General features: G+C 69.1%; 21 protein-coding genes. 9 read left to right on the top strand and 12 right to left on the bottom strand.

Features of this window, described 5'->3' with window-relative positions:
* The first annotated feature begins 11 nt into the window (after positions 1-11).
* Positions 12-323 carry a polyhydroxyalkanoic acid system family protein gene (locus ACT54R_RS09865; protein WP_168458468.1) on the top strand — a complete coding sequence of 104 codons (312 nt, stop codon included), beginning with the start codon at positions 12-14 and terminating at the stop codon, positions 321-323.
* A 6-nt stretch (positions 324-329) separates the two neighbouring features.
* Here the strand turns inward: ACT54R_RS09865 and ACT54R_RS09870 are convergent, their stop codons facing one another.
* Positions 330-1,112, bottom strand: coding sequence for a class I SAM-dependent methyltransferase (locus ACT54R_RS09870; protein ID WP_476325807.1), 783 nt, complete (start codon positions 1,110-1,112; stop codon positions 330-332).
* A 145-nt stretch (positions 1,113-1,257) separates the two neighbouring features.
* Between ACT54R_RS09870 and ACT54R_RS09875 the strand changes: the two genes are divergently transcribed.
* Positions 1,258-2,790, top strand: a complete 1,533-nt coding sequence (locus ACT54R_RS09875) for a YifB family Mg chelatase-like AAA ATPase (protein WP_476325809.1) — start codon at positions 1,258-1,260, stop codon at positions 2,788-2,790.
* Between the two features lie 89 nt (positions 2,791-2,879).
* On the opposite strand, the gene ACT54R_RS09880 is transcribed toward ACT54R_RS09875, so the two are convergent.
* Positions 2,880-3,488, bottom strand: a complete 609-nt coding sequence (locus tag ACT54R_RS09880; protein ID WP_476325811.1) for a hypothetical protein — start codon at positions 3,486-3,488, stop codon at positions 2,880-2,882.
* 324 nt (positions 3,489-3,812) lie between these two features.
* Between ACT54R_RS09880 and olsB the strand changes: the two genes are divergently transcribed.
* Both olsB and arfB read left to right on the top strand, forming a co-directional pair.
* On the top strand, positions 3,813-4,925 hold the full coding sequence (olsB, locus tag ACT54R_RS09885; RefSeq protein ID WP_476325813.1) for a l-ornithine N(alpha)-acyltransferase: 1,113 nt from the start codon (positions 3,813-3,815) through the stop codon (positions 4,923-4,925).
* Positions 4,926-4,980: 55 nt separating this feature from the next.
* Positions 4,981-5,403, top strand: coding sequence for an alternative ribosome rescue aminoacyl-tRNA hydrolase ArfB (gene arfB, locus ACT54R_RS09890; RefSeq protein ID WP_476325815.1), 423 nt, complete (start codon positions 4,981-4,983; stop codon positions 5,401-5,403).
* 6 nt (positions 5,404-5,409) lie between these two features.
* Here the strand turns inward: arfB and recN are convergent, their stop codons facing one another.
* The 8 genes from recN to murB all read right to left on the bottom strand — a co-directional run bounded on the left by recN (position 5,410) and on the right by murB (position 16,061).
* Entirely contained in the window at positions 5,410-7,092 is a 1,683-nt protein-coding gene (gene recN / locus ACT54R_RS09895; RefSeq protein WP_476325817.1) for a DNA repair protein RecN, read from the bottom strand.
* A gap of 6 nt (positions 7,093-7,098) precedes the next feature.
* Positions 7,099-7,926 (bottom strand): outer membrane protein assembly factor BamD, encoded by an 828-nt coding sequence (locus ACT54R_RS09900; RefSeq protein ID WP_476325819.1) that lies wholly within the window; start codon positions 7,924-7,926, stop codon positions 7,099-7,101.
* Between the two features lie 504 nt (positions 7,927-8,430).
* Positions 8,431-9,366 carry a UDP-3-O-acyl-N-acetylglucosamine deacetylase gene (gene lpxC / locus ACT54R_RS09905; RefSeq protein WP_168458473.1) on the bottom strand — a complete coding sequence of 312 codons (936 nt, stop codon included), beginning with the start codon at positions 9,364-9,366 and terminating at the stop codon, positions 8,431-8,433.
* 476 nt (positions 9,367-9,842) lie between these two features.
* Positions 9,843-11,660 (bottom strand): cell division protein FtsZ, encoded by a 1,818-nt coding sequence (gene ftsZ / locus ACT54R_RS09910; protein ID WP_476325821.1) that lies wholly within the window; start codon positions 11,658-11,660, stop codon positions 9,843-9,845.
* A gap of 85 nt (positions 11,661-11,745) precedes the next feature.
* Positions 11,746-13,071, bottom strand: a complete 1,326-nt coding sequence (ftsA, locus tag ACT54R_RS09915) for a cell division protein FtsA (protein WP_024281276.1) — start codon at positions 13,069-13,071, stop codon at positions 11,746-11,748.
* On the bottom strand, positions 13,068-13,886 hold the full coding sequence (locus ACT54R_RS09920) for a cell division protein FtsQ/DivIB (RefSeq protein ID WP_168458475.1): 819 nt from the start codon (positions 13,884-13,886) through the stop codon (positions 13,068-13,070). Before ACT54R_RS09920 ends, ftsA begins: the two co-directional genes overlap by 4 nt.
* 188 nt (positions 13,887-14,074) lie before the next feature.
* Entirely contained in the window at positions 14,075-14,995 is a 921-nt protein-coding gene (locus ACT54R_RS09925) for a D-alanine--D-alanine ligase (RefSeq protein ID WP_476325824.1), read from the bottom strand.
* Positions 14,996-15,101: 106 nt separating this feature from the next.
* Positions 15,102-16,061, bottom strand: coding sequence for a UDP-N-acetylmuramate dehydrogenase (murB, locus tag ACT54R_RS09930; RefSeq protein WP_476325826.1), 960 nt, complete (start codon positions 16,059-16,061; stop codon positions 15,102-15,104).
* Positions 16,062-16,199: 138 nt separating this feature from the next.
* Here murB and ACT54R_RS09935 point away from each other — a divergent pair, with 138 nt between their 5' ends.
* Entirely contained in the window at positions 16,200-16,862 is a 663-nt protein-coding gene (locus tag ACT54R_RS09935) for a sulfite oxidase-like oxidoreductase (RefSeq protein ID WP_476325828.1), read from the top strand.
* Positions 16,863-16,871: 9 nt separating this feature from the next.
* Here the strand turns inward: ACT54R_RS09935 and ACT54R_RS09940 are convergent, their stop codons facing one another.
* Positions 16,872-17,792 carry a LysR family transcriptional regulator gene (locus ACT54R_RS09940; protein WP_168458478.1) on the bottom strand — a complete coding sequence of 307 codons (921 nt, stop codon included), beginning with the start codon at positions 17,790-17,792 and terminating at the stop codon, positions 16,872-16,874.
* Between the two features lie 151 nt (positions 17,793-17,943).
* Here ACT54R_RS09940 and ACT54R_RS09945 point away from each other — a divergent pair, with 151 nt between their 5' ends.
* The 4 genes from ACT54R_RS09945 to ACT54R_RS09960 all read left to right on the top strand — a co-directional run bounded on the left by ACT54R_RS09945 (position 17,944) and on the right by ACT54R_RS09960 (position 24,298).
* Positions 17,944-18,786, top strand: a complete 843-nt coding sequence (locus tag ACT54R_RS09945; protein ID WP_476325830.1) for an alpha/beta hydrolase fold domain-containing protein — start codon at positions 17,944-17,946, stop codon at positions 18,784-18,786.
* A gap of 26 nt (positions 18,787-18,812) precedes the next feature.
* Positions 18,813-20,090: an efflux RND transporter periplasmic adaptor subunit gene (locus tag ACT54R_RS09950; RefSeq protein WP_476325832.1), complete on the top strand. Its 1,278-nt coding sequence runs from the start codon at positions 18,813-18,815 to the stop codon at positions 20,088-20,090.
* 238 nt (positions 20,091-20,328) lie between these two features.
* Positions 20,329-23,538 (top strand): efflux RND transporter permease subunit, encoded by a 3,210-nt coding sequence (locus ACT54R_RS09955; protein WP_476325834.1) that lies wholly within the window; start codon positions 20,329-20,331, stop codon positions 23,536-23,538.
* 445 nt (positions 23,539-23,983) lie between these two features.
* The gene (locus ACT54R_RS09960) at positions 23,984-24,298 is read left to right on the top strand and encodes a hypothetical protein (protein WP_476325836.1); all 315 of its coding nucleotides are present in this window, start codon (positions 23,984-23,986) and stop codon (positions 24,296-24,298) included.
* A gap of 167 nt (positions 24,299-24,465) precedes the next feature.
* On the opposite strand, the gene otnK is transcribed toward ACT54R_RS09960, so the two are convergent.
* A complete protein-coding gene (otnK, locus tag ACT54R_RS09965) occupies positions 24,466-25,755 on the bottom strand; it encodes a 3-oxo-tetronate kinase (protein ID WP_476325838.1) in 1,290 nt (429 codons plus the stop codon).
* Positions 25,756-25,945: the final 190 nt, after the last annotated feature.

Consider the following 25,945-nt stretch of genomic DNA (forward strand, 5'->3'; position numbering starts at 1 on the left):
CAGGACCTACCATGGGACAGCCCTTCACCGCCTCCATCCCCCACCGCCTCGGCAAGGCCGAGGCGACGCGGCGCTTGCAGACGGGGCTCACCGGCGTGCGCGACCGCTTCTCCCGCCACATCTCCATCCTGGAGGAAACCTGGACGGGTGAGCATCTGGACTTCCGCATCGCCGCCCTTGGCCAGACCGCGAGCGGCAAGCTTCAGGTGGCGGACGACGCCGTGCATCTTTCCGTGGAACTGCCCTTCATGCTGGATCTCATCGCCCGCAAGGCGAAGGACCTCATCCAGAAGCAGGGCCGGCTCATGCTTGAGAAGAAATAGGCCGGCTCAGGCCGTCTCCAGCTCAAGCGTCAACGTATCGATGGAGAACGAGCCGTCCGGCTCGAACTCGAAATGGGTTGCCACGTCCGCACTCGCGCCCGCCATCAGCGAGCGGATGGCGGCCACGTGCAGCTCCGGCGTGCGGATGCGCGCCACCCAGGAGGCGAACTCCAGCCTCAGGCGCCGGTGTGCCGTGCGCACCACCCGGAACCCCGCCTCCTCGGCGAAGCGCGTCCATTCGGAGGCGCTGTAGTCCCGCCCGTGGGAGGGATCGCGGAGCAATTCCACAGTTTGCAGGAAGGTGTCGGCGACCGGCCATTCGGGGGCGATCACGTCCATCACGACGACCTGCCCGCCCTCTTTCACCACCCGCCGCACCTCTGCAAGCGCCCGCGGCACGTCGCGCCAATGGTGCGCGCTGTAGCGGGACGCCACCATGTCGAAGCTCGCATCGGCGAACGGCAGGCGCTCGGCCCCGCCCTGCTGCCTGGCGATGTTGGCAAGGCCGCGCGCCTTCGCCTCCGCCGCGACGGCGCCCAGCATCTCCTCGGACAGATCGTAGGCCACCACCTCGCCCGCGAACGGCGCGGCGGTGAAGCTCACATGCCCGCCGCCACAGCCGAGGTCCAGCAGCCGGGCGGGCTGCGCCTCTTCCACGAGGGCCTTGAGTGCATCGAGGTCCGCGCCGCGGGCATGGACCGCGCTCGCCACATAGGCGGCGGCCTGCGGGCCGAACATCTCGACCACATGGGCCTCATGACTGCGCGCGCCTGCACCCTCGGCGGCCATGGCGGTTCTCCCTGATCCTTTTGCTACCTCCAAGCATAGCCGGGGTGGCGCGGGGCGCAAGCATGATCGTTCCTCTTTCGTTCTTGCGGGCACGCCCACGCTCCGCTACCTTGAGGTGCAGACGGGCAGCAGGCAGGGGGCGGCTGTGATCCAGCGGGTGGCGACAGTCGCGTTCGAGGGCGTCGAGGCGCGCCCGGTGGATGTGCAGGTGCATGTGGCCGCGGGCCTGCCGGCCTTTACCATCGTCGGCCTGCCCGACAAGGCGGTGACCGAGGCCAAGGAGCGGGTGCGCGCCGCGCTCATCGCCTCCGGCCTCGCTTTGCCGGCGCGGCGCATCACGGTGAATCTCGCGCCCGCCGACCTGCCCAAGGAAGGCTCCCACTACGATCTGCCCATCGCGCTGGGGCTGATGGCCGCCATCGGCGCCATTCCCGGCGATGCCCTGGCGGGCTTCACGGTGGTGGGTGAACTGGCGCTGGACGGCGCGATCGCGGCCGTGGCCGGCGTACTGCCGGCGGCCATCGGCGCCAATGCCCGCGGCCACGGCCTCATCTGCCCCGCCCCGTGCGGCGCCGAGGCCGCCTGGGCCAGCCCCGACATGGAAATTCTCGCCCCCCAGTCGCTGATCCAGCTCGCCAACCATATGACCGGCCGCCAGGTGATGGGCCGGCCCGAGCCGCGGATGAAGCCGCCGGGGGACATCATGCTCGACCTCCGGGACGTGAAGGGCCAGGAGACCGCCAAGCGGGCCCTGGAGGTGGCGGCCGCCGGGGGGCACAATCTGCTGTTCGTCGGCCCGCCGGGCGCGGGCAAGTCCATGCTGGCGCAGCGCCTGCCCTCCATCCTGCCGCCGCTGTCGCCGGTCGAGATGCTGGATGTGTCCATGATCGCCTCGGTGGCCGGTACCATCGAGGACGGCGCGCTGATGGACCGCCGTCCGTTCCGCGCCCCGCATCACTCGGCCAGCATGGCCGCCATGGTGGGCGGCGGGGCCAAGGCGAAGCCGGGCGAGGTCTCGCTCGCCCACAACGGCGTCCTGTTCCTCGACGAATTGCCGGAATTCACGCCGCAGGTGCTCGATTCCCTGCGCCAGCCGCTGGAGACGGGCGAGGTGCTGATCGCCCGCGCCAACCATCGCGTCACCTATCCCGCGCGCTTCCAGCTCATCGCCGCCATGAACCCCTGCCGCTGCGGCCGGGCCGGCGAACCCGGCTTCACCTGCAAGCGCGGGCCGCGCTGCGCCGACGAATATCAGGCGCGGCTCTCCGGGCCATTCCTCGACCGCATCGACATCCATCTGGAGGTGCCGTCGGTCTCCGCCTCCGACCTCGTGCTGCCGGCCCCGGCCGAAGGCTCGCGGGAAGTGGCGGCGCGGGTCGCCCTGGCGCGCGAGATTCAGTTGGAACGCTATGCCGCGCTCGGCCGGCCCGACGTGCGGACCAATGCCGAGGCCTCCGGGCCATTGCTGGAGGCCGTGGCGACGCCCGATTCCAGCGGGGCGGTCCTGCTGCGCGATGCCGCCGACGCCATGCGGCTCAGTGCGCGCGGCTATCACCGTGTGCTGAAGGTGGCGCGCACCCTCGCCGATCTCGACGGCGCGGAGGGGGTGGGCCGCCGCCATCTGGCGGAAGCCCTCGCCTATCGCGCGGCCGCCGAGCGGCCGAGGGCGGCAGCTTAAGGCTGGCGGCGGCGCAGATCGGCGGCACGCACCCGCGGGAGCGTCCGGCACCATCGCGATGCCGGACGAGCCTCTCGTGGAGCGCCGGCTCAGCGCATCGCGTTGACGGCGAGGCCCTCGATGTAGGTGATCTGGGCGAGGTCCCCCGGCTGCACCTTCTGCACGTCCGCCAGCACCTTGTCGTTGGCCGCGCGCACCACGCGGACATTGCCGTCCGGCCCCTCGAAGGTGACGGTGCCCGCCGCCGGGTCGACGCCCACGAAGATGGAGGTCAGCGTGACCTCGCGGATGCCGAAGCCCTCCGGCCAGCCCGGCAGGCCGTCATTGATGGCCACCTCGGCCATCACCTCGCCCGGACGGCCCTGGTGCGCCTTGCCGAGCGCCGTGACGACGCCCGGTGCCACTCGGATGAGGAGGTTCTCACCCACCCGGAACAGGGAGAGGTCGCCGAGCAGCGGGGGCGCGACCACCGCCCAGCGACGGCCGGCGGGATCCTCGAGCACCACGCGGCGCGTGGCGGGATCGGCCGACACGAACTTGGCCTTGTAGGTGAGCACGTTGACCTGCCCGATGCCCTGGACGAGCACCTGCGTGACCTCGACCGGCGTGGGGCGCTGCTGCGCCTGCACGCCCGCCGGCGCGAGAAAAGTGAAGCCGGCAAAGAGCGCGACCGAAAGCTGCATGCGCGTGGAAATCATGTCGTCCCCCAGACGAATCACAGGCGCTGACGCGCCGGAAGCCTGCCGCTATCACCTGGGATGCCGTGGCGGCAAGGCGCGATCGATGCGCTGTGGCGCCCGGGGGTCGCCCATTGTCACAGTCACGTCGGAAAACTATGGTGATGCTGGCGTTCAAGTCCTGGGCACCCGCCCGAAGCGGGGCATCTTCCAGGTCGCTCCTCGCGGCCATTGAGGCGCACCCGCCGGGCAGAACGCCCGGGAGGTACGCGGCGGCAGGGCGATACCAAGCGTTGGGTGAGGCGCGCCCGCCAAAGGCGGCGGCCCGGAGTGGGGGTCGTTGCGATGAAAAGAATGGGACAACCGGATCCCGGCTTCAACCTGCCCGCCCTGTTCGGCCGCGGCTTCGACGTCGCCCGCGACGCCGCGCGGGATTTCGCCCGCGACTTCGCCAAGGACCTCAAGAAGGATTTTGGCCGCGAGGGCGCCGCCCCCCTGTTCGGCACCGAGCCCGGCGCCTTCCCCTTCCTGCGGGCGCAGCAGCCCGCCGGCCGCCCGGTGATGCCGGGGCCGCAGAAGCTGGTGACGGATTTCCGCGCCTATTCGGGCCTGCGCCACCGGGATGCCGTCCCGACCGAGCCCGAGAGCATCGTTCTCGGCCGGCTCGGCGCGCTGGAAGTGCGGCTTGCCCGCACCGCCCGCGACGTGCGCCGCGCCCAGCGCCTGCGCTACAAGGTGTTCTACGAGGAGATGTCGGCGACCCCCGACGCTCCGACGCGCCTCGCCCGGCGCGACATGGATAGCTTCGACACCATCTGCGACCACATCCTGGTGCTCGACCACGACGCCGGGAAGATCGTGCTCGGCCGGCGCAAGCCCAAGGTGGTCGGCACGTATCGTCTGCTGCGACAGGAGGTGGCGAACCGCCACGGCGGCTTCTACACCCAGGGCGAGTTCGACGTGGGCGGGGTCATCGCCGCCCATCCCACCCTGCGCTTCCTGGAGCTCGGCCGCTCCTGCGTGCTCAAGCCCTACCGCAACAAGCGCACGGTGGAGCTGCTGTGGCACGGGGTGTGGACCTACATCCTGCGCAACAAGATCGACGCCATGTTCGGCTGCGCCAGCCTTGAGGGCACCGACCCCGCGGAACTCGACCTGCCGCTGTCCTTCCTCCACCACAACGCCATGGCCCCGGAAGAGTGGCGGGCGCGGGCGGTGGAGGGGCGGCACGTCTCCATGGACCGCATGGCCAAGGCCGACATCGACATGAAGAAGGCGCTGCAGGCGCTTCCGCCCCTCATCAAGGGCTATCTGCGGCTTGGCGGCTTCGTCGGCGACGGCGCGGTGGTGGACCACCAGTTCGGCACCACCGACGTGCTCATCATCCTGCCGGTGTCGGTCATCAGCCCGCGTTACGTGGAGCATTTCGGGCCGACCGCGAATCGCCACGCCATCTGAGCGTTGGCACGGCGCGCCGGGCCGTGCATAAGCTGCGCCCTCAGGAGAGGGCGCCATGATCGAGATCACGCCCCGCATCGCCATCGCCGAGGACGAGATTGAGCTCGCCTTCGTGCGTGCGTCCGGGCCCGGCGGGCAGAACGTCAACAAGGTGTCGAGCGCGGTCCAGCTGCGCTTCGATGCGGCGCGCTCGCCCAACCTGCCGGAGGGCGTGAAGATTCGCCTTGCCCGCCTCGCCGGTCGGCGCATGACGCAGGATGGCGTCATCGTCATCCAGGCCCAGCGCTTCCGCACCCAGGAGCGGAACCGGGAGGACGCCATCGAGCGGCTTGTGGAACTGATCCGTGCCGCCACCGTGGTCATGCCGGTGCGACGGCCCACGCGCCCCACCCTCGCCTCCAAGGAGCGGCGCCTTGCCGCCAAGGACCGGCGCGGCCAGGTGAAATCCATGCGGCAGTCAAAGCCCGACGCGGACTGAGAGGCGCTAGCGCGCCGCCTTCAGCAGGCGGTCGGCGGCGGCGCGGGCTTCCTGGGTCACGGTCGCGCCGGCGAGCATCCGGGCGATCTCCTCGCGCCGCGTGCTAGCGGTGAGGGCGTTGACGCGGGTGGTCACGGGGGCGTCGGGGTCCACCACGTCCTGGGCGCTCGCCTTGGCGATGAGGAGGTGGTTGCGCGCGCGGGCGGCCACCTGCGGCGCATGGGTGACGCACAGCACCTGCACCCGCTCGGCAAGGCGGCCGAGGCGCTGGCCGATGGCGTCGGCCACGGCACCGCCCACCCCCGTGTCGATCTCGTCGAAGATCAGCGTCGGTGCCGAGCCGCGATCCGCCAGCACCACCTTCAGCGCCAGGAGGAAGCGGGCCAGCTCGCCGCCGGAGGCCACCTTCATCAGCGCGCCGGGCCGGGTGCCGGGGTTGGTGCGGACCCAGAACTCCACCTGGTCGTGCCCGGCCGGTCCTGCCGCAGCGGGATCGCTGGTGACGCGGGTGATGAAGCTCGCCCGTTCCAGCTTGAGCGGCGGCAATTCGGCTGCCACCGCCTTGTCGAGGACGGCGGCCGCGCTGTGACGGGCACGGGACAGATCCTCCGCCGCCGCCCGATAGGCGGCTTCGGCCGCATTCACGCTCGCTTCCAGCCGCGCGAGCGTCGCCGCGCTGCGGTCGAGGCGCTCCAGATCGGACTGGTAACGGGCGGCCAAGGCAGGAAGGTCGTCGGCGCCGACGTGATATTTGCGGGCGGCGGCCCGGAGCGCAAACAGCCGCTCCTCGATGCGCTCCAGCTCACGGGGATCGAAGTCGGCGTCCGCGCGGGCGGATTCCAGAAGCTGGCGCGCCGTCTCCAGCGCATCGAGCGCCTGATCGATGGCCTCGACGGCCGGCCGCACCAGCGCCTGCGCGTCGCCCGCCCGGCGTTCCAGCCGGCGCACGGCGGCAGCCAGGGACGGTATGGGCGAACTGCCGCCCGAGACGGCATCCAGCGCCTCGTCGAGATCGCCGGCGATCTTCTCCGAGCGCATCATGGAGGTGCGCCGCTCGGACAATGCAAGTTCCTCACCCGGCTCGGGAGAGAGGGCGGAAAGCTCTTCCACCGCATGACGGATGAAATCGGCCTCTCGGGCCGCGATTTCCAGCCGCTCCCGCTCGTCCTTCGCCTCGGTGAGCGCAGTCCGCCACGCGCGCCACAGGTCGCCCACGGCCGCGACCTTGGGGGCGAGGGTGCCGAAGGCATCGAGCAGCAGCCGGTGGCTCGCGGCATCCACCATGGCGCGGTCGGCGTGCTGGCCGTGCAGTTCGATGAGGCTGGCGCCGATGAGGCGCAGCGTCTGCACGCTCACCGCCTCCTCGTTGACGCTGGCGCGGGTGCGCCCGTCGGCCATCTGGATGCGGCGAATCACCAATTGGTCTTCGTCGGGCAGCTCGGCGGCGGCGAGGATGGCGTGGGCCGGATGGTCGGGCGCGAGATCGAAGGTGAGCGTCACCTGCCCCTTGGGCTGGCCGTGGCGTACCAGGGCGCCATCTCCCCGCCCGCCGAGGGCGAGCGACACCGCATCGAGCAGGATCGACTTGCCAGCACCCGTCTCACCCGTGAGGACCGTGAGGCCCTCCGACAGGGTGAGATCGAGCTTCTCGATGAGGACGATGTCCCGGATCGAGAGCGTCGCCAGCATGGATCGTCAGCCGAGCCCCATCTTCTTGAACGCCTGGCTGATCCAGGACGCCTTGTTTTCCTGCGGCTCGCCCCCTCCGGACTGAACCAGCTTGTAGGCGTCCTTATACCACGAGCTGTCGGGGAAGTTATAGCCAAGCACGGCAGCGGCGGTCTGCGCTTCGCCGATGATGCCCATGGCCATGTAGCACTCGGTCAGGCGATAGAGGGCTTCCTCCACCTGCCGCGTGGTCTGGTACTGGGTCACGACCACCTTGAAGCGGTTGATGGCGCCCGTGTAGTTGCGCTGCTCCAGATAGTAACGGCCGATGGCCATCTCCTTGCCGGCGAGCTGGTCGCGGGCCACCTCGATCTTCCGCTTCGCGGTGGCGGCGTATTCCGTGTTCGGATACTTGCGCACGACGTCCTGGAGGGCATCGAGCGCCTGCCGCGTCTTGCGCTGGTCGCGGGTGATGTCGGGAATGTTCTCGTAGAGCGCGGAGGCGACGAGATACTGGGCATATGCCGCGTCGGCGGAGCCCGGGTAAAGCGCGATGTAGCGCCTTCCGACGCCGATCGCCTCGTCGTACTTGCCCGCCTCGAAATAGGAGTAGGTGGTCATGAGCATCGATTTGCGGGCCCACTCCGAATAGGGGTGGGCCTTGTCCACATCCTCGAATCGCTTGGCGGCCTTCTCGGGCTCCTGCCTGCGCAGCAGGGTCAGGCCTTCGTTGTAGATCTTCTCGGCCGGCTCATCGGGCGGGATGGTGTCATCCTTGTCGCTGGCGCAGCCGGAGACGAGGAGGCCCATGGCCAGCGCGAGCACCAGCGCGCCGCCGCGGAGAAAGGCGCGCATGGGCAGGACATCGTTCAAGAATCGCATCACGGTTCAGCTTCCGTCCCGCGCCTTACGGCGTTGCTTGTACCCGAAGGATCGTGCCGGGAAAACCGCACGGCCGGCTGTCTCCCGGCCGGGCGCCTCCGCCCCATTCCTCGGCACGCTCCCCTGCTTGCCCCTGCCGCGTACCGCCGCGGGCGATGCCCGCGACAGGTCCGAATGCCTCGGCCCCCGCGCCCATGGCCACGGCAGGAAACGGCCCCTCCGCGCTATCGGTGCTTTCAGTCGGCAATGTGGCGGCGACCGCTTCCCCGCGCCTGCTGCGCCGGTGTGTGGCCGCCCCGCCACGCCGGCTCACGCAGCGCGAGGGGCGCGCGGCATCTAAATCGGAATGGGGTTAACACTTCGCGAGCGCACGCCACCCAAGACACAGGCCGATGACGTAAGCGACTATGGCGCAAACAAAAGCGGCGCCCGAGAGGGCGCCGCAGTTGCAAGATACGCGGAAGGAAGACCCGAAGATCAGATTTCCGGCGCGAACACCGGCACCGGGCTCGACACGCCGATCTCGGCACCCACGGTCTCGCGGACGGGCCGGACCGGAGCCTCGACGATGGCATAGTTGGCGCGGTCGGCCAGCAGGGCGTCCACCACCTGGAAGTTCAGCTTGTGGCCGCCGCGGAAGGAGCGGTAGCGGGCCAGCAGGGGCATTCCGGCGAGGGCGAGATCGCCCACCGCGTCGAGCGCCTTGTGGCGGACGAATTCGTCGGAGAAGCGCAGGCCCTCGGGGTTCAGCACGCCGCTCTCGTCGAGGCAGATGGTGTTTTCCAGGGCGGCGCCGCGGGCGTAGCCGGCGGAGCGCAGGCGCTCGACATCCTTGAGGAAGCCGAAGGTGCGGGCCGAAGCCAGCTCACGGCGGAACACGGCCGGCGACATGGTGGCGGCGAAGCGCTGGCGGCCGATCATGTCGTGGCCGAACTCGATCTCCACCTCAAGGCGGAAACCGGCTTCGTAGGGCAGAAGCTCGCCGAAGGCAGCGCCGTTCTCGACGCGGACGGGCTTGAGCACCTTGAGGAACTTGCGGCGGCCGCGCACTTCGGCGACGCCGGCGGCGTCGATGGCGGCCACAAAATCGCCCGCGCTGCCGTCGAGGATCGGAACTTCGGGGCCGTCGATCTCGACCGTGGCATTGTCCACGCCGAGGCCGCTGAGGGCCGCGAGGACATGCTCGACGGTGGAGACAAGGGCGCCGGAGCGATCGCCGAGAACGGTGGCAAGGTCGGTCGCCTGCACGGAACGGCGGCTGACGGTGGCCTTGCGGGGCGCCTGATCGGCGAAGGAGCGGATGAAGACGACACCAGTGTTCGCGGACGCGGGCTTCAGGGTGATGGTCGCTTCGACCCCGGCGTGAACGCCGACACCCTTGAGTGCGATTTCGCGAGCCAGAGTGGTCTGCATCTTTGGTGCGTCCCGTTTCGGGGAAGTTTCCGGCTAACGGGTGTGACCCGCTTGCCGCACTGCTTCCCTCAAACCTTCACCTTGGGTCCCAACTTTCGCCCCGGTTGTACAAAGAAATTGTCAACACGGTCGGCGAGTCGGTCCCTCAGGATGGGTGCACCCTAGTCGTCACGGGGGGTGACGCCAAATCACGCTTGCTTACCCTCTGTTACGAACGCCCTTTCTCAATTTCCCATTAACTATCAGATAGTTAGCGGCAAGTTTCAAGGCGCCGGAGAGGCCTCTGTTACAGCCTTCCGCGGGGGTGGAGCCACACGAATCGGGAGAGATGTGGCGCGAAAGCCACAGGGTTGCGACGTGCTGAAGCCAGCGCTTCGGCGACTGACCGGCTGCCGCGCAATGGACGCGTAATGGGCGGGAAGGCGGCCGGCAGCCGGCACCGGGGAGACCGGCGCCGGCTAAGCCTTCATCGAACTTCAGTTCGCCTGGCGGCGGAGGAAAGCCGGGATTTCCAGCTGGTCGTCGTCATGGTGCGGGCCGGGACGCGAGGGCACCTCGGCGGCCGGGCGCATGGGCGGACGCTTGGCAAACTCGGACACCGGCGGCTCACCGCCGCGCGAGGGCATGGTCGGGCGGGCGTCGCGCGGCTCGCCACGGCCTTCACCGCGGGGATCGGGGCGCTGCTCGGGACGGCGCTCGGGGGCCCGCATGCTCGGCTGCTCGCGGCGGGCGGGCTCGGCTTCCGGCTCCTCGCGGCGACCAACGTGCGCAAGACGCTGGAGAAGGGTCATGCGCTTTTTGTCCGGCTGGGCCTGCTCCACCGGCGGCTCGCCCCGCTGGGCGCGGATCTGGTTCTGCGCGGGCAGCGGCAGCTCGTCGACGCGGGGCATGCGCGGGGAGCGCGGACGCTGGCCGGCCGGCGGGATGTAGGGGGCGAACTCGTCCTCCACCATCGGCGCGGGCTGGGGCGCGGGCTCCGGCTCGGCGAAATAGGTGGGCTTGGGCGGCGCGGTGCGGATGGTCACGTCGTCAATGGCGACGGCGCGCTCGGCCGGGGCCTGCTGGGGCTGAGCCGGCGGGGCATAGGCCTGAGGCGCATAGGCCTGCGGCTGGGCGTAGCCCTGGGGCTGTCCATAGGCCTGCGGCGCCTGGCCCTTCTGGGCGGCGTCTTCCATGGCGATCAGGTCTTCGGCCTGGATCGCAGCCACGGCGCTGCGGATCTGCGCCTCGCGGGTGGCCTCGACGGCAGCCCGGCCGGCGTTGGAGATCTTGCGGCCGGACAGATCGGGGAAGCGGTCGGCGAGCGGCTGGAGCTGCTCGGGGATCACCGCCGGGTCGATGCCGGTGGCCACCACCGAGACGCGGATGATGCCGTCGAGCATCTCGTCGAAGGTGGCGCCGAGGATGATGTTGGCGTCGGGGTCCACTTCCTCGCGGATGCGGGTCGCCGCCTCGTCCACCTCGAACAGCGTCATGTCCTTGCCGCCGGTGATGGAGATCAGCAGCCCGCCGGCGCCGCGCATGGAGGTTTCGTCCAGCAGCGGGTTGGCGATGGCGGCCTCGGCGGCCTGGATGGCGCGCTTGTCGCCGGAGGCTTCGCCCGTGCCCATCATGGCCTTGCCCATGTCGCGCATCACGGCGCGGACGTCGGCGAAGTCGAGGTTGATGAGGCCTTCCTTCACCATCAGGTCGGTGATGCAGGCGACGCCCGAATAGAGCACCTGGTCGGCCATGGCGAAGGCGTCGGCGAAGGTGGTCTTCTCGTTCGCCACCCGGAACAGGTTCTGGTTCGGGATGACGATGAGGGTGTCGACGCTCTTCTGCAGCTCGCTGATGCCGTGCTCGGCGACGCGCATGCGGCGCTGGCCCTCGAAGTGGAAGGGCTTGGTCACCACGCCGACGGTCAGGATGCCGAGCTCGCGGGCCGCGCGGGCCACCACGGGGGCAGCGCCGGTGCCGGTGCCACCGCCCATGCCGGCGGTGATGAAGACCATGTGCGAGCCGGACAGGTGATCGCGGATTTCGTCGATGACTTCCTCGGCGGCGGCGCGGCCGACTTCCGGCTGGGAGCCGGCGCCGAGACCCTCGGTCACCGCCACGCCCATCTGCACCACGCGCTCGGCCTTGGTGAGGGCGAGGGCCTGGGCGTCGGTGTTCGCCACCACGAACTCCACGCCGTGGAGCCCGGAGGTGATCATGTTGTTAACGGCGTTGCCACCGGCGCCGCCCACACCGAACACCGTGATCCGGGGACGAAGCTCACGAATGTCGGGCATCTGAAGGTTGATCGTCATGCTATTGCTCCGTCCCGATCGGCCCTGTCCGCCGCTCGCGAATCCTTGATGACCTCTTTGTTACGGCAGCTTTCGTTAACCATGTCTAAAAGCTGTCCTTCAGCCAGCGGCCGACGCGACCGAAATAGCCCGGTCCCTCGCCCACTGCCGCCTGCCGCCGGCGCGGCTCGAAGTGTTCGAGCCCTGCCACCTGCGGATAGACGAGAAGACCTGCCGTCACCGCGAAGGCCGCGCCGCGCGCCGCCTCGGGAAGACGGGAAACGCCAAGCGGGCGGCCGATTCTGACCTGCGGGCCGATGACCCGCGCCACGAGATCGGCAAGCCCCTGAAGCTGCGCCGCGCCGCCGGTGAGCACGATGCGCCGGCCGGCATCCCCGGCATGGCCGGAGGCCCTGAGGCGATCGCGCAACAGTTCAACGATTTCCTCCGCCCGCGGCTTCACGATGGTGACGAGCCGGGACTTGGGAACCATGTGCGGCTGGTCACGCGAATCACCCGATAAGGGCGGCACGGTCAGCATGTCGTGGTCGTCGGAGGAGACCGCCACCACGGCCCCGTGCAGCGCCTTCAGGCGCTCGGCATCGGCAAGGCGCGCGGGCATGCCACGGGCCACGTCGTTGGTGATGTGCTGGCCGCCCAGCGCCACGCCGTCCACATAGAGGCAATGGCCGCCGGCGACGATGGAGAAGGTGGTGGTGCCGGCCCCCATGTCGATGAGGGTGACGCCCAGTTCCATCTCGTCGTCGGTGAGCGAGGAGAGCGCCGCCGCATAGGGCGCCGCCACCATGGCCTCGATGGAGAGATGGCAGCGCTCGACGCACAGCACGAGATTCTTCAGCGCTGTGAGATCGGCGGTGATGACGTGCATGTCCGCGCCGAGTTCGCGCCCGAGCATCCCGCACGGCTCGCCGATGCCGCGCCGGCCGTCCAGCGAATAGCCCACGGGCAGCGCGTGCATCACGGCGCGGCCGTCGCCCACCGCGTAGGTGGAGGCGGCTTCCAGCACGCGGCGGATGTCGAATTCCTCCACCGCCGGAGCCGAGAGGCGCACCGCGGCCTCGTAATGCTGCGAGGCGAGCCGGCCGCCGGAGACGCCGACCACCACCGAGGCGATCTGCACGCCCGAGGCGCGCTCGGCCATGTCCACCGCCTGGCGGATGGCGAGTTCGGCCTTGGCCATGTCCACCACCGCGCCGCCCTTGATGCCGTGGGCGCGGGTGTGGCCGATGCCGAGCACGTCGATGGCGTGGGTGCGCCGCGTCAGCACGTCGGATGCGCCGCGCGGCTTCAGCCGGGCGATGGCGCAGACCACCTTGCTGGTGCCGATGTCGAGCACCCCGACGATGCCGCCCTTCTTCGGCGGCAGCGGGCGCATCTTCGGCGCGAAGCCCTGGGCGAGCCGTCCCCTCATGCGGGGCCTCCCTTCTTTGCCTTGGCGCGGGCCTTGAGCATTTCGGCGCGGGCGGCGGCGGCAGCGTCGGACTGGCGCACCACCACGCGATCCGGCAGGCGCAGGTCGACGATGGTGATGTCGCGGCTGAGCAGTTTCTTCTCGCGGTCGAGGTCCATGAGGGCGACGAGCGCCCCTTCGAGATTCTCTTCCGGCAGGCGCACGTCGATGCCGTTGCGGGTCTTCAGCGTCCACCGCCGTTCCGCGACGAAGATGGCGGCGCGCACCTGCTCCTTGAGGGCGGGCAGACGGGCGAGCACGTCGACGATCTCGCCCACATGGTTCTGCGCCCCCTCGCCGACGACGATGGGCAGTTGCACGTAGCGCGGATCGTCCGAATAGGGGGCGATGGGAATGCCGTCGCGGGCGATCACCTTCAGCTCGCCGTTGACCTGCCAGAGCGCATAGGCCTGGCGCTCGGAGACGGCGATCTCGATCCGGTCGGGATAGAATTTGCGCACGCTGGCGCTGGCGATCCACGGCAGCGATTCGAGCCGCGCGCGCATCTCGTCGGCGTTCAGGAAGAGGATGGAGGTGGAGGACTTGATGCCCGCCGTCGCGAGAATCTGCGCGGGCGTGACGTGATTGTGCCCGGCGATGTTGACTTCCTTCACCTTGAAGCCGGCGAGGTTGCCGGCGGCGTCCGCCACGTCGATGACAATGCTTTTCGCCTCTTCCACATGCCCGCCGAGCACGGTGCCGTAGGCGGAGAAGCCGCCGACGACCGCGATGGCGAGGAGGCTGGCGCTGCGCCGGCCGAGGCGCGAGGTGGACATGCGCACCGACAGGCGGCGCAGGAACAGCGCGAAGCGGCTGGCCGGCCGGGGATCGATGGCGAGGCGCTTGTGCCGCCCGGGGGGCGGCGCAGCGGCGCGGGGGGCGGCATCGGGCCTTGACCCATAGCCTGCACCTGGGCGCTCTCCGGGGCGCTGCGGGGGTCGCCTGCCCGCGCCGGGGCGGGGTCCTAGCGATCCAGCGACGCGTCCTCCACCATCCATGTCACAAGCTCGCCGAATGAGATGCCCGCGTGAGCGGCCAGTTCTGGCACCAGAGACGTCCGCGTCATGCCGGGCTGGGTGTTGACCTCGAGACAGACGAGGCCGGAGGCATCGCCCTTCGACGGGTCGAAGCGAAAATCGCTCCGCGACACCCCCCGGCACCCGAGAGCTCGATGCGCCGTGAGGCTTAACATCTGCACCCGTTGGTAAATTTCGGGTAAAATGCGGGCCGGAAGGATGTGGCGCGAGCCACCCGGTGCATACTTGCTTTCGTAATCGTAAAACGCCTGGGTCGATTCAATTTCAATGACATCGAAGACCTTGTCGCCCATCACGGCGCAGGTCAGCTCGAGCCCGGCAATGAATTCCTCCACAAGAAGATTTTCGCCGAGGGTCCAGTCCTCGCGCGTCAATTCCTGGGGCGGGTGCTCCTGGTCCTCGCGCACGATGAAGACGCCCACGCTGGAGCCGCCGGTATTGGGCTTCAGCACGTAGGGCCGTTCCATGGCATGGGCCTTGGCGGCCGCGGCCCGGCTGATCAGCCCGCCTTTGGCCACCGGCACGCCGGCCGCGGCCAGCATGATGCGCGCCTGCGCCTTGTCCATGGCCAGCGCCGAGGCGAGCACGCCGGAATGGCTGTAGGGGATGCGCAGGATTTCGAGGATGCCCTGGATGGTGCCGTCCTCGCCCGGCGCGCCGTGCAGCACGTTGAACACCACGTCCGGCTTCAGCCGGGCCAGCACCTCGGCAACATCGCGGCCCACATCGACGGGCGTCACGCGGTAGCCGGCGCCTTCAAGGGCGGCGGCGCAGGCGGCGCCCGAATTGAGCGAGACCTCCCGCTCGGAGGACCATCCGCCCATCAGCACCGCCACGTGTTTGGCCATCGACGTCATTCCCGTTCCGTTACCGGCGCGCGCCGGCGCCCGCCCTGAAGAGAGCAGCTTTGCGCCATCACCATGGCGCGGTCCGGTTTTAGGTTTTGCTAATGGCTCAGGCGGGCGAGAGCGGCAGGCCGATGCGCTTGATCTCCCACTCCAGCGCCACGCCGGAGGTCTCCTTCACCCGCCGGCGCACCTCCTCGCCCAGCCCCTCGATCTCGGACGCCGTGGCGCCGCCGAGATTGATGAGGAAATTGGTGTGGAGCTCCGACACCTGGGCGCGGCCGATGGTGAGGCCCCGGCAGCCGGCGGCGTCCACCAGCTTCCAGGCGCTGGTGCCGGGCGGGTTCTTGAAGGTGGAGCCGCCGGTGCGGCTCTTGATGGGCTGGGTCGCCTCGCGGCTCTCGGTGATCTTGGCCATCTCGGCCGCGATCTCCACCGGATCGCCGGGGCGGCCCTCGAAGATGGCGCGGGTGAAGATCACGTCGTCCGGCACGCCGCAATGGCGGTAGGTGAAGCCCATCTCGGCATTGGTGAAGCGCACCTTGGCGCCGGCGCGGGTGACGCCCTCGGCCTCCACCAGCACGTCCCTGGTCTCGCCGCCATAGGCGCCGCCGTTCATGCGCAATGCGCCGCCGATGGCGCCGGGAATGCCGCGCAGGAAGGAGAAGCCGGCCAGCCCCGCATCCGCCGCCGCGCGGGCCACCTTCACGTCGGGCACGCCGGTGCCGGCGACGATGCGCGTGCCCTCCACGGCGACATCCGTGAAACCGCGGCCGAGGCGGATCACCACGCCGGGCACCCCGCCGTCGCGCACGATGAGGTTGGAACCGAGGCCGATCACCGTCACGGGAAGATCGGCCGGGAGATGGGCCAGGACATAAGCGAGATCGTCGGCATCGGCCGGCAGGAACAGGAGCTGGGCCGGTCCGCCGACGCGGAACCAGGTGAAGTCGGCCAGCGGCGCATTGGCGGTGAGCGTGCCGCGCAGCTCCGGCAGGAGAGGCCGCAAGGCGGGCAGAAGATCAGGGAATGCGGCGGGGGCCGCCCCGCTGGTCTCGGCCATGCTCATGGTGTCACCGGTCCTTCGGGCGTGCCTCTCCCACACAAGCGGCGACAGGGCAAGCCGGGCGATTTCGTCGGTAACCTGATTTCCTCCGCGACCCCGGCCGTGGCATCATGCGGCTCCATTCGCCTGGAGCTGCCCACCATGAGCGAAGACGCGCTTCCGCCCGACACCAAGCTCACCACCACCAAGCAACGCTGGGCCGAGGAAGGCCGCTTCCTCACCGGCCGCATCGCCCGATCGGACTCCGAGCGCCTGCCGCCCGGCCAGCATCTGGTGCGCGACTGGCCGGTGCTCGACCTCGGCCTCCAGCCCGTGGTGACGCGGGAATCCTTCCGCCTGGACGTGACCGGCGCGGTGGAGACCGCCCTCTCGCTGGACTGGGCGGCCTTCTCGGCCCTGCCCCAGAGCCGCAGCCTCAGCGACATCCACTGCGTCACCACCTGGTCGCGGTACGACAACACGTGGGAAGGGGTGCTGACGCGCGACCTGCTCGAAGCCGTGCGTCCCGCCCCCCATGCGGCGGCGGTGATGCTGCACAGCTATGACGGCTACACCACCAACCTGCTCCTCGCCGATTTCGCCTCGGAGGACGCCCTCATCGCCCACAGCTGGGAAGGCCGGCCCCTGACGCAGGAACACGGTGCCCCCGCGCGCCTCGTCGTGCCGCACCTTTATTTCTGGAAGAGCGCCAAGTGGATCAAGGCGATCGAGTTCATCGCCCGCGACAAGGCCGGCTTCTGGGAGGAGCGCGGCTATCACATGCGCGGCGACCCGTGGGCCGAGCAGCGCTATTCGGACGATTAATCCGCGCCCTCACGCCGCCCGGCGGCGGGTGACCTCGGAGCGGGCGAAGAGTTCGGCCACCCAGTCCACGAACACGCGCAGCCGGCTGGTGAGGTGGCGGCTCGGCGGGTAGACCACATGGATGGGCATCTCGCCCGCCTCCCAGTCCGGCAGGATGGGCACCAGCGCCCCGGAGGCGAGGTGCTCCTCCACCTGAAAGGTGGGTGACATGATCGCGCCCATGCCGGCCAGCGCCGCGGCGATATAGGCATTGCCGTCATTGGTGGCGACGCTGTAGCGCCCGGTCAGCTCCACCACTTCGTCGCCACGGGTGAAATCGAAGGGGTGGTAGCGGCCGCTCTGCTGGCTGAAATAGCGGATCAGTTTGTGCGTCTCCTCGAAGTCGAGGGGGTGCTTCGGGACGCCGTAACGCGCGAGATAGCCGGGCGACGCGGCCGTGACGAAGCGCAGCACGCCGATGCGTCGCGCCACAAGGTTCGGATCGCGGATCTCGCCGACGCGGATGACGCAGTCCACATTCTCGCCGAGCAGGTCCACCGGCCGGTCCGTACAGCCCACATCCAGCGCGATATCGGGATAGCGCTCGAAGAAGTCCGGTAGCGCCGGCATCAGCAGTTGCGTCGCCAGCGAGGGGGAGATGTCGATGCGCAGCTTGCCGCGCGGGGCCGCCTGGGCGGAAGAAAGGGAGCCGTCCAGCTCCTCGATGTCGTGGAGGATCGCGAGCGCCCGCTCGTAATAGGCCGCCCCGTCCGGCGTCACCGTCACCCGCCGCGTGGTGCGGTTGAGGAGGCGTGTCTGCAAATGCGCCTCAAGCGACTGAACGTGCTTGGTGAGCGTTGCCTTCGGCATGACCAGCAGGTCGGACGCCCGGGTGAAACTGCCGGTTTCCACCACGCGGGTGAAGGCGCGCATCGCCGTGAGCTGGTCCATGGGCAGGCCCTTCTGTGCATATTGTTCCGTCACGTGAATAATGATGTCACGTTAAGGCGGTTTATCGCGTTCTATCCCTCCAATATCGTTACTGCATTGCACAAGAGCGTGAGAGCGCGGCCGCCGCCGGCCTCACGCGAGGGACGAGATCATGACCACCGCCACCGAGACCATCACCCTTGAGACCGGGACCGGCGCGCTGCCGGCGCGGCTCTATGGGGCGCGTCCGGCGAAGGGGTCCGCGCCACTCGTCTTCCACCTCCACGGCGGCGCCTTCACCGGCGGAAATCTGGAGTGCGGGGCCTATATCTCCGGCATCCTCGCGGCGGCCGGGGCGGTGGTGGTCTCGGCGGACTATCCGCTGGCCTGCGAGCACCCGTTCCCCTTCGCCCTGACAGCGCTGTTCGCCGCCGTCACCGACGTCTATCGCCGCCGGGCCGCCCTCGCCGGGCGCGGCGCGCCGCTCTATCTCGCGGGGGAGGAATCGGGTGGCAACCTCGCCGCCGGCCTCGCCATGATGGCGCGTGACCAGCAGTCCCCTCCCATCGCCGGGCAGATCCTCGTCTCGCCCATGCTCGATCCCAGCCTCGCCACCGCCTCCATCCGCCGCGCCGATGCCGGCAGCTGCGGCTGCAAGTGGGCGGATGGCTGGCAGACCTATCTCGGCTCGCCCGAGAAGGCGGCCCATCCCTATGCCGCGCCCCTCGCCTCCTCCCGCCTCGGCGCCCTGCCGCCGGCGCTGGTGGTGAGCGCCGAGGACTGTCCCATGTGCGACGAGAGCCGGCGCTATGCCGACGCGCTCGCCTCGGCCGGCGTTCCGACCTGCGTGCACATCCTTCAGGGCCCGACCGAATGGCCCGACAGCATCTCGTGTCCGGCTCCCAAACCGGCCGCCTGGAGCACCGCCATGCGCGACCTGTTCCGCGATTTCTTCGTTTCCACGCGTCCCGCTTCACGGACCGGTCGGCTGAAGGCCGATCCGGCCGTCCTCTGACAGACCGACCGCCAAGGACTGCCCCCATGACCGCTCCGAACGATACGCCTCCCACCCCCCAGACTGCTGAGAACGCCTCCACCAAGCCCGCCGCCGCGAAGAAGTCCCGCCTCCGGGAGGCTCTGCTGCTCGGCACTGCCGCGCTGCTTGCCGTGTTCGGCGTGCTCTACGGCCTGCCCAAGGAAGGCGGCGCCCATGCCGACAAGCCCGCTGCCGCGGCGGCGTCCGCCCCGCCGGCCGTGCCGGTCTCGGTGGCCACCGTCGAGCAGCGCGAGGCGCGCCTGTTCGACACCTTCTCCGGTCGCCTGGAGGCGGTGGAGCGGGTGGAGGTGCGCTCCCGCGTGGCCGGCGCCATCAAGGCGGTGCATTTCCGCGAAGGCGCGCTGGTGCGGGAGGGCGAACTCCTCGTCTCCATCGATCCCGAGCCCTATGAGGCCGACGTGGCCGAGGCCGAGGCGCAGGTCGCCTCCGTCCAGGCCCGCCTCGACCTCGCCCGCAACGAGTTGGAGCGCGGCGAGAAGCTGTTCACCACCAAGACGCTCTCCCAGAGCACCCTGGACGAGCGCCTCAACGGACAGCGCGCCGCCGAGGCCGGCCTCAGGGCCGCGCAGGCGAAGCTCGCTGCCGCGAAGCTCAACCTCTCCTACACCAAGGTCCGCGCCCCGGTCTCCGGCCGCGTCGGCAAGTCGGAGATCACGGTCGGCAATCTGGTGGCAGCCGGCCCCGGCGCGCCGGTGCTCACCACGCTGGTCTCGGTGGACCCCATCTACGCCAGCTTCAGCGCCGACGAAGGCACCGTCGCCCGCGCCCTCGCCGGACTCGGCGGTGGTGGTGACGTGGCCGACCGGCTCGACCAGATCCCGGTGCTGATGACCGTCGCCGCGGGCACCCCGCCGGTGGAAGGCGTGATGCAGCTGGTGGACAATCAGGTCGATCCCCGCACCGGCACGGTCCGTGTCCGCGCCCGCTTCGCCAATCCGGACGGACGCCTCCTGCCGGGCCAGTTCGTGCGGCTGGAGATGGGCCAGCCCAAGGCCGCGCCCGCCGTGCTCGTCAGCGAGCGCGCTGTGGGCACTGACCAGGACAAGAAGTTCGTCTTCGTGGTCGATGCCTCCAACAAGGCGGTGTGGCGCGAGGTGACCCTCGGTGCTCCCGTGGACGGTCTGCGCGTCGTCACCAACGGCCTGTCCGCCGGCGAGCGCGTGGTCGTCAACGGCCTGCACCGGGTCCGCCCCGGTGCCGCCGTGACGCCCGAGCCCGTCGCCATGCGGGTGAGCGACGCTGCGACCACCCGCACGAACTGACCCAAGCCGGCCTTTCCGGCCCTGCCGGAACGGCCACCGCTCCCAGGAGATCGTCTCGCCCCCTCCCCGCACGGAGGGGGTCGGGAGAGGGCTGCGCCGGGCGTAAACGCCCCCCTCGTCCGGTGCAGCCCCTCACCCCTTTGCCGGATCATTCCCGCGCGCACAGCGCAGCAGGGGTGCCGGCCGCGTTCCGCGTTTCGCCCGTCTTCATCCAGCCGCCGCGTGGCGGGAGGGTTCCATGAACCTGTCCAGATTCTTCATCGACCGCCCAATCTTCGCCGGCGTGCTCTCCGTCCTCATCTTCCTCGCCGGCCTCATCGCCATGCGGGCGATGCCCATCTCGGAATATCCCGAGGTGGTGCCGCCGCAGGTGGTGGTGCGCGCCACCTATCCCGGCGCCAATCCCAAGGTGATCGCCGAGACGGTCTCGACCCCGCTGGAGGAATCCATCAACGGCGTCGAGGGCATGCTCTACATGTCGAGCCAGGCCACCACCGACGGCATCATGACGCTGACCGTCACCTTCAAGCTCGGCACCGACCCGGACAAGGCGCAGCAGCTGGTGCAGAACCGCATCTCGCAGGCGGAACCGCGCCTGCCGGAGGAGGTGCGCCGTCTCGGCGTGACGACGGTGAAGTCCTCGCCGGACCTCACCATGGTCGTCCACCTGATCTCCCCCAACAACCGCTACGACACGACCTATCTGCGCAACTACGCGGTGCTGAACGTGAAGGACCGCCTCGCCCGCATCGACGGCGTGGGACAGGTGCAATTGTTCGGCGCGGGCGATTATTCCATGCGCATCTGGCTGGACCCGCAGAAGGTGGCCGAGCACGGCCTTTCCGCCGCCGACGTGGTGCGCGAGATCCGCGCCCAGAACGTGCAGGCGGCGGCCGGCGTGGTCGGCGCCTCCCCCGGCGCGCCGGGGCTCGATTTGCAGCTCTCCATCAATGCGCAGGGCCGCCTCGCCAACGAGGAGGAGTTCGCCAATATCGTCGTGAAGAGCGGCGCCAACGGCGAAATCGTGCTCCTGAAGGACGTGGCGCGCATCGAGCTCGGCGCCTCGGAATATGCCCTGCGCTCGCTCCTCAACAACACCCAGGCGGTGGCGGTGCCGATCTTCCAGGCGCCGGGCTCCAACGCCATCCGCATCGCCGACGACACACGGCGGGTGATGGAGGAGATCAAGCAGAACATGCCGGAGGGCGTGGACTATTCCATAGTCTACGACACCACCCAGTTCGTCCGCGCCTCCATTGAGGCGGTGATCCACACGCTACTGGAGGCCATCGCTCTGGTGGTGCTGGTGGTGATCGTGTTCCTCCAGACCTGGCGGGCCTCCATCATCCCGCTGCTGGCGGTGCCGGTCTCCATCGTCGGCACGTTCGCGGTGATGTACGTCTTCGGCTTCTCCATCAATGCGCTGACGCTGTTCGGCCTGGTGCTCGCCATCGGCATCGTGGTGGATGACGCCATCGTCGTGGTGGAGAATGTGGAGCGCAACATCGAGGGTGGCCTCTCCCCGCGCGAGGCCACCTACAAGGCCATGCAAGAGGTGTCCGGCCCGATCATCGCCATCGCCCTCGTGCTGATCGCGGTGTTCGTGCCGCTCGCCTTCATCACCGGCCTCACGGGCCAGTTCTACAAGCAGTTCGCCCTCACCATCGCCATCTCGACGGTGATCTCGGCCGTCAACTCGCTGACCCTCTCGCCCGCGCTTTCGGCCCTGCTGCTGAAGGGCCACGACGCGCCGAAGGACCGCCTCACCCGCATCATGGACCGGCTGTTCGGCTGGTTCTTCCGCGGCTTCAACAAGGCCTTCGTGCGCGGCTCCAATGCCTATGGCGGGGTGGTCCGCCGCGTCATCGGCCAGAAGGTGCTGATGCTCGGCCTCTACATCGTGCTGGTGGCGCTGACCGGCGTGCTGTTCAAGGCGGTGCCCCCCGGCTTCGTGCCGGGGCAGGACAAGCAATATCTGGTCGGCTTCGCCCAGCTGCCCGACGGCGCCACCCTTGACCGCACCGAGGAGGTGATCCGCAAGATGAGCGACATCGCCCTCAAGGAGCCGGGCGTGAAGTCGGCCATCGCCTTCCCGGGCCTGTCCATCAACGGCTTCACCAACTCGTCCAATTCCGGCATCGTCTTCGTCGGCCTCGACGAGTTCGAGGCACGCCGCGACCCGGGGCTGAACGGCAACGCCATCGCCATGAAGCTGAACGGTAAGTTCGCCGGCATCCCCGATGCGATGATTGCCATGTTCCCGCCCCCGCCGGTGCAGGGCCTCGGCACCATCGGCGGCTTCAAGCTGCAGATCGAGGACCGCGCCGGCCTCGGCTACGCCGCCCTCGACGAGGCCACCAAGGCCTTCCTCGGCGCCGCCCGGCAGGCACCGGAGCTGGCCGGACTGTTCTCCTCCTATCAGGTGAACGTGCCGCAGCTCTTTGCCGACATCGACCGGGTGAAGGCGCGCCAGCTGAACGTCGCCGTCACCGACGTGTTCGAGACCATGCAGATCTATCTCGGCTCATCCTATGTGAACGACTTCAACAAGTTCGGCCGCACCTACACGGTGCGCGTCCAGGCCGACGCCCCCTTCCGCGCCCGCGCCGAGGACGTGGGTACGCTGAAGGTGCGATCGGCCACGGGCGAGATGATCCCGCTCTCCGCGCTGCTCAAGGTGCGCTCGGCGGCGGGGCCGGAGCGGGCCATGCGCTACAACGGCTTCCTCTCCGCCGACGTCAACGGCGGCGCAGCGCCCGGCTTCTCCTCGGGCGAGGCGCAGCAGGCGGTGGAGCGCATCGCCAGGGAGACCCTGCCCAAGGGCTTCTCCTTCGAATGGACCGAGCTGACCTACCAGGATATCCTGGCCGGCAATTCGGCGGTGTTCGTCTTCCCGCTCGCCATCTTCCTCGTCTTCCTGGTGCTGGCGGCGCAGTACGAGAGCCTCGTTCTGCCGCTCGCCATCATCATGATCGTGCCGACAGGCCTCTTCGCCGCCATGACCGGCGTATGGCTCGCGGGCGGGGACAACAACGTCTTCACCCAGATCGGCCTCGTGGTGCTGGTGGGGCTCTCGGCGAAGAACGCGATCCTGATCGTGGAATTCGCCCGCGAGCTGGAGTTCGAGGGCCGCACGCCGATCCAGGCGGCCATCGAGGCGAGCCGGCTCAGGCTCAGGCCCATCCTGATGACCTCGCTGGCCTTCATCATGGGCGTGGTGCCCCTCGTCACCTCCATCGGCGCGGGCGCGGAGATGCGGCAGGCCATGGGCACGGCGGTGTTCGCCGGCATGATCGGCGTGACAGCCTTCGGAATCTTCCTGACGCCGGTGTTCTACGTGATGCTGCGCGGGCTGGCGGGCAACCGGCCGCTTACCCAGCACGGGCACGGGACCGTAGGGAGCACGCCGGCCGCTCATGAGCCTCATGCGCTCCAGCCGGGGGAATAGGAGGCGGCCAAGCAGCCCTTCCAGGTCCTGACCCGCTTCGAGACCACGCACACGTCTGCCCGGCCCCGGCATCGCAAGATGCCGGGGCTTTTTTACAGCGCTCAGCCCTTACGACATCGCTGAAAATACGATTGGCATATTCATAAAATCAGCGAAATGACATTCATACCCAATGTAATTCGTAGATTAAAACTGATGTTTGTAGACAAACGATAACAATATAAATCGCGTCCGTTTTCCGCCATGCGGAGATAAATTCCGCGTTCATGTGCACGAATGCAAATCGATCTTCGCGCAGATGACGATGACAAGTTTGTTATTGCAGCGCACACGTCGTCGTGATTTGCGAAACTGTCCCGAATACATAAGTTCACCACCAGACGAAGCCGAACACACATGGCGCGTCGCCACCTCGTGTATTGGTGGATGTATAGGAAAGAAGACCATGAAGACCCTGAACACTGCGAAGATTATTGCGGCGGCGTTGATTGCCACGGGACTTTCCGCTTCCGCGACTTCCGCATTCGCCGACGAATACGTGACCGCGCTGAACAACGAGGCGCACGCCGTCGCCGCCGGAGCTTACAGCGACGAGGCCCGCCTGCCGATCAATGCCGCGCCTGTGAGCCTCGAGCGTCAGGCCGCCAGCTCCCCCATCCAGGAACAGCGCGCCCAGCAGCACCGCGACACCACAGCCGCGACCACTTCCGGCCCGTTCTCGGATAACGACCCCCATTCCGGCCCCGCCCACGGCGGCTGAGGAGGGCACTCAGCCGGGGCTCGCCCCATCGGGGGCGGAGCGCCGCATTCGTCACATTGAAGATCGCTCCGCGACGTGACCCGCGGACGAAGCCCGGCCGAACGGACTGCCCCGTTCAGCCGGGCTTTTTCTATGCTGCGTCTCGGCCGGTTACTCGGGCGAACGTTTCACCCCACACCCATCATCGCGAGCGCCTTCGCGAAGAAGTCCGGCCCGCCGAAATTTCCGGATTTCAGCGCCAGCACCATGGGTTCGCCCGGTTGCCCTTCGGTGCGCAGCAGGGGCACGCCGGGAGCGATCTCGGGGCCGACGAGGAAGGCGGGAATCTTCAGCCGGTCCACGCTTGCTCCGGATGTCTCGCCGCCGGCCAGCACCAGCCGGCGCACCCCGGCCGCCACCAGCCCTTCGGAAATCGCCGCCGTGCCGTGCTCGATGGCGACGCCCGCCGCGTGACGGCCGAAGCGGGCCTGCACCTCGGCCACCTGCTCGGGCGCTCCGCTCGCGGCGATCAGCACCGGCCCGGATGCGAGGCGCGCCTTCGCCCACTCCAGCGCGGCGGCGACTTCCGCCTCGGGATGGGTCACGAGGCGTTCGGCGGAAAGCCGCAGCACCGGCATCTGGCCTTCCGCGATGGCGATCTGCTCCAGCGTCGCCTTCGAGCAACTGCCCGCGACCACCGCCGCAGGGCCGCCGATGCCCGCCGCCAATGCCGCGCCATCGCTCTGCTGCCGCAACATCCGCCCGTCCGCGATCAGCGCCCGCGCCAGACCGAGGCCGAGGCCCGAGGCGCCGGTGGAGAGCGGCAGGGCCGCCGCCGCGATGCCCACCGCTTCCAGATCCCGGTCGAACACCGCATCCACGATGGCCGCCGTGCGTCCTTCCAGCGCCAGCTTTTCCAGCCGCGCGGAAACCGCATCGGCGCCCGCCGCCACGTCCTTCAGCGGCACCAGTCCGACCCGGCCCGCGCTCTGGCGGGCGAGCACGCGCTTCAGGTCCGAATCGGTCATGGGGTTGAGGGGATGGTCCTTCAACGGGCTCTCATTCAACGGCAAGCCGCCCACGAAGAGGTGGCCCATGTAGACGGTGCGCCCGGTCTCCGGAAACGCCGGCGTCACCGGCACGATGGCAGCGCCAGTGGCGACGCGCAGGGCATCGGTGACGGGGCCGATATTGCCCTCGTCGGTGGAATCGAAGGTGGAGCAGACCTTGAACAGGATGTGCGATGCCCCCCGCCCCTTCAGCCACGCATAGGCCGCCAGCGACTGTGCCACCGCCTCGTCCGCCGGGATGGACCGGCTTTTCAGCGACACCACCACCGCGTCGGCATCGGGCAGGGCCAGCGCCGCATCCGGCACGCCGATGGTCTGGACGGTGCGCACACCCTCCTTTGACAGCGTGTTCGCGAGGTCGGAGGCGCCGGTGTAGTCATCAGCGATGACGCCGAGGGTGAGGGGCATACGAAATCCCTTGGGCTATTGGTGTTGGGGCTTGGCCCTAATCGTTTTGATTAGAGCGCCAAGCGACGCAGCTGGGAAGAGCCCGCGTCGAGGGGAAGTGCCGCCAAAGAGAACGAACATGGAAAACGGGGCCGCGGCCGATTCGGTCACGCCCCGTTCCCGCTGCGTCCCGATCGGCCGTCCCGGCCTG

This window comes from Xanthobacter sp. DMC47, assembly GCF_056313845.1.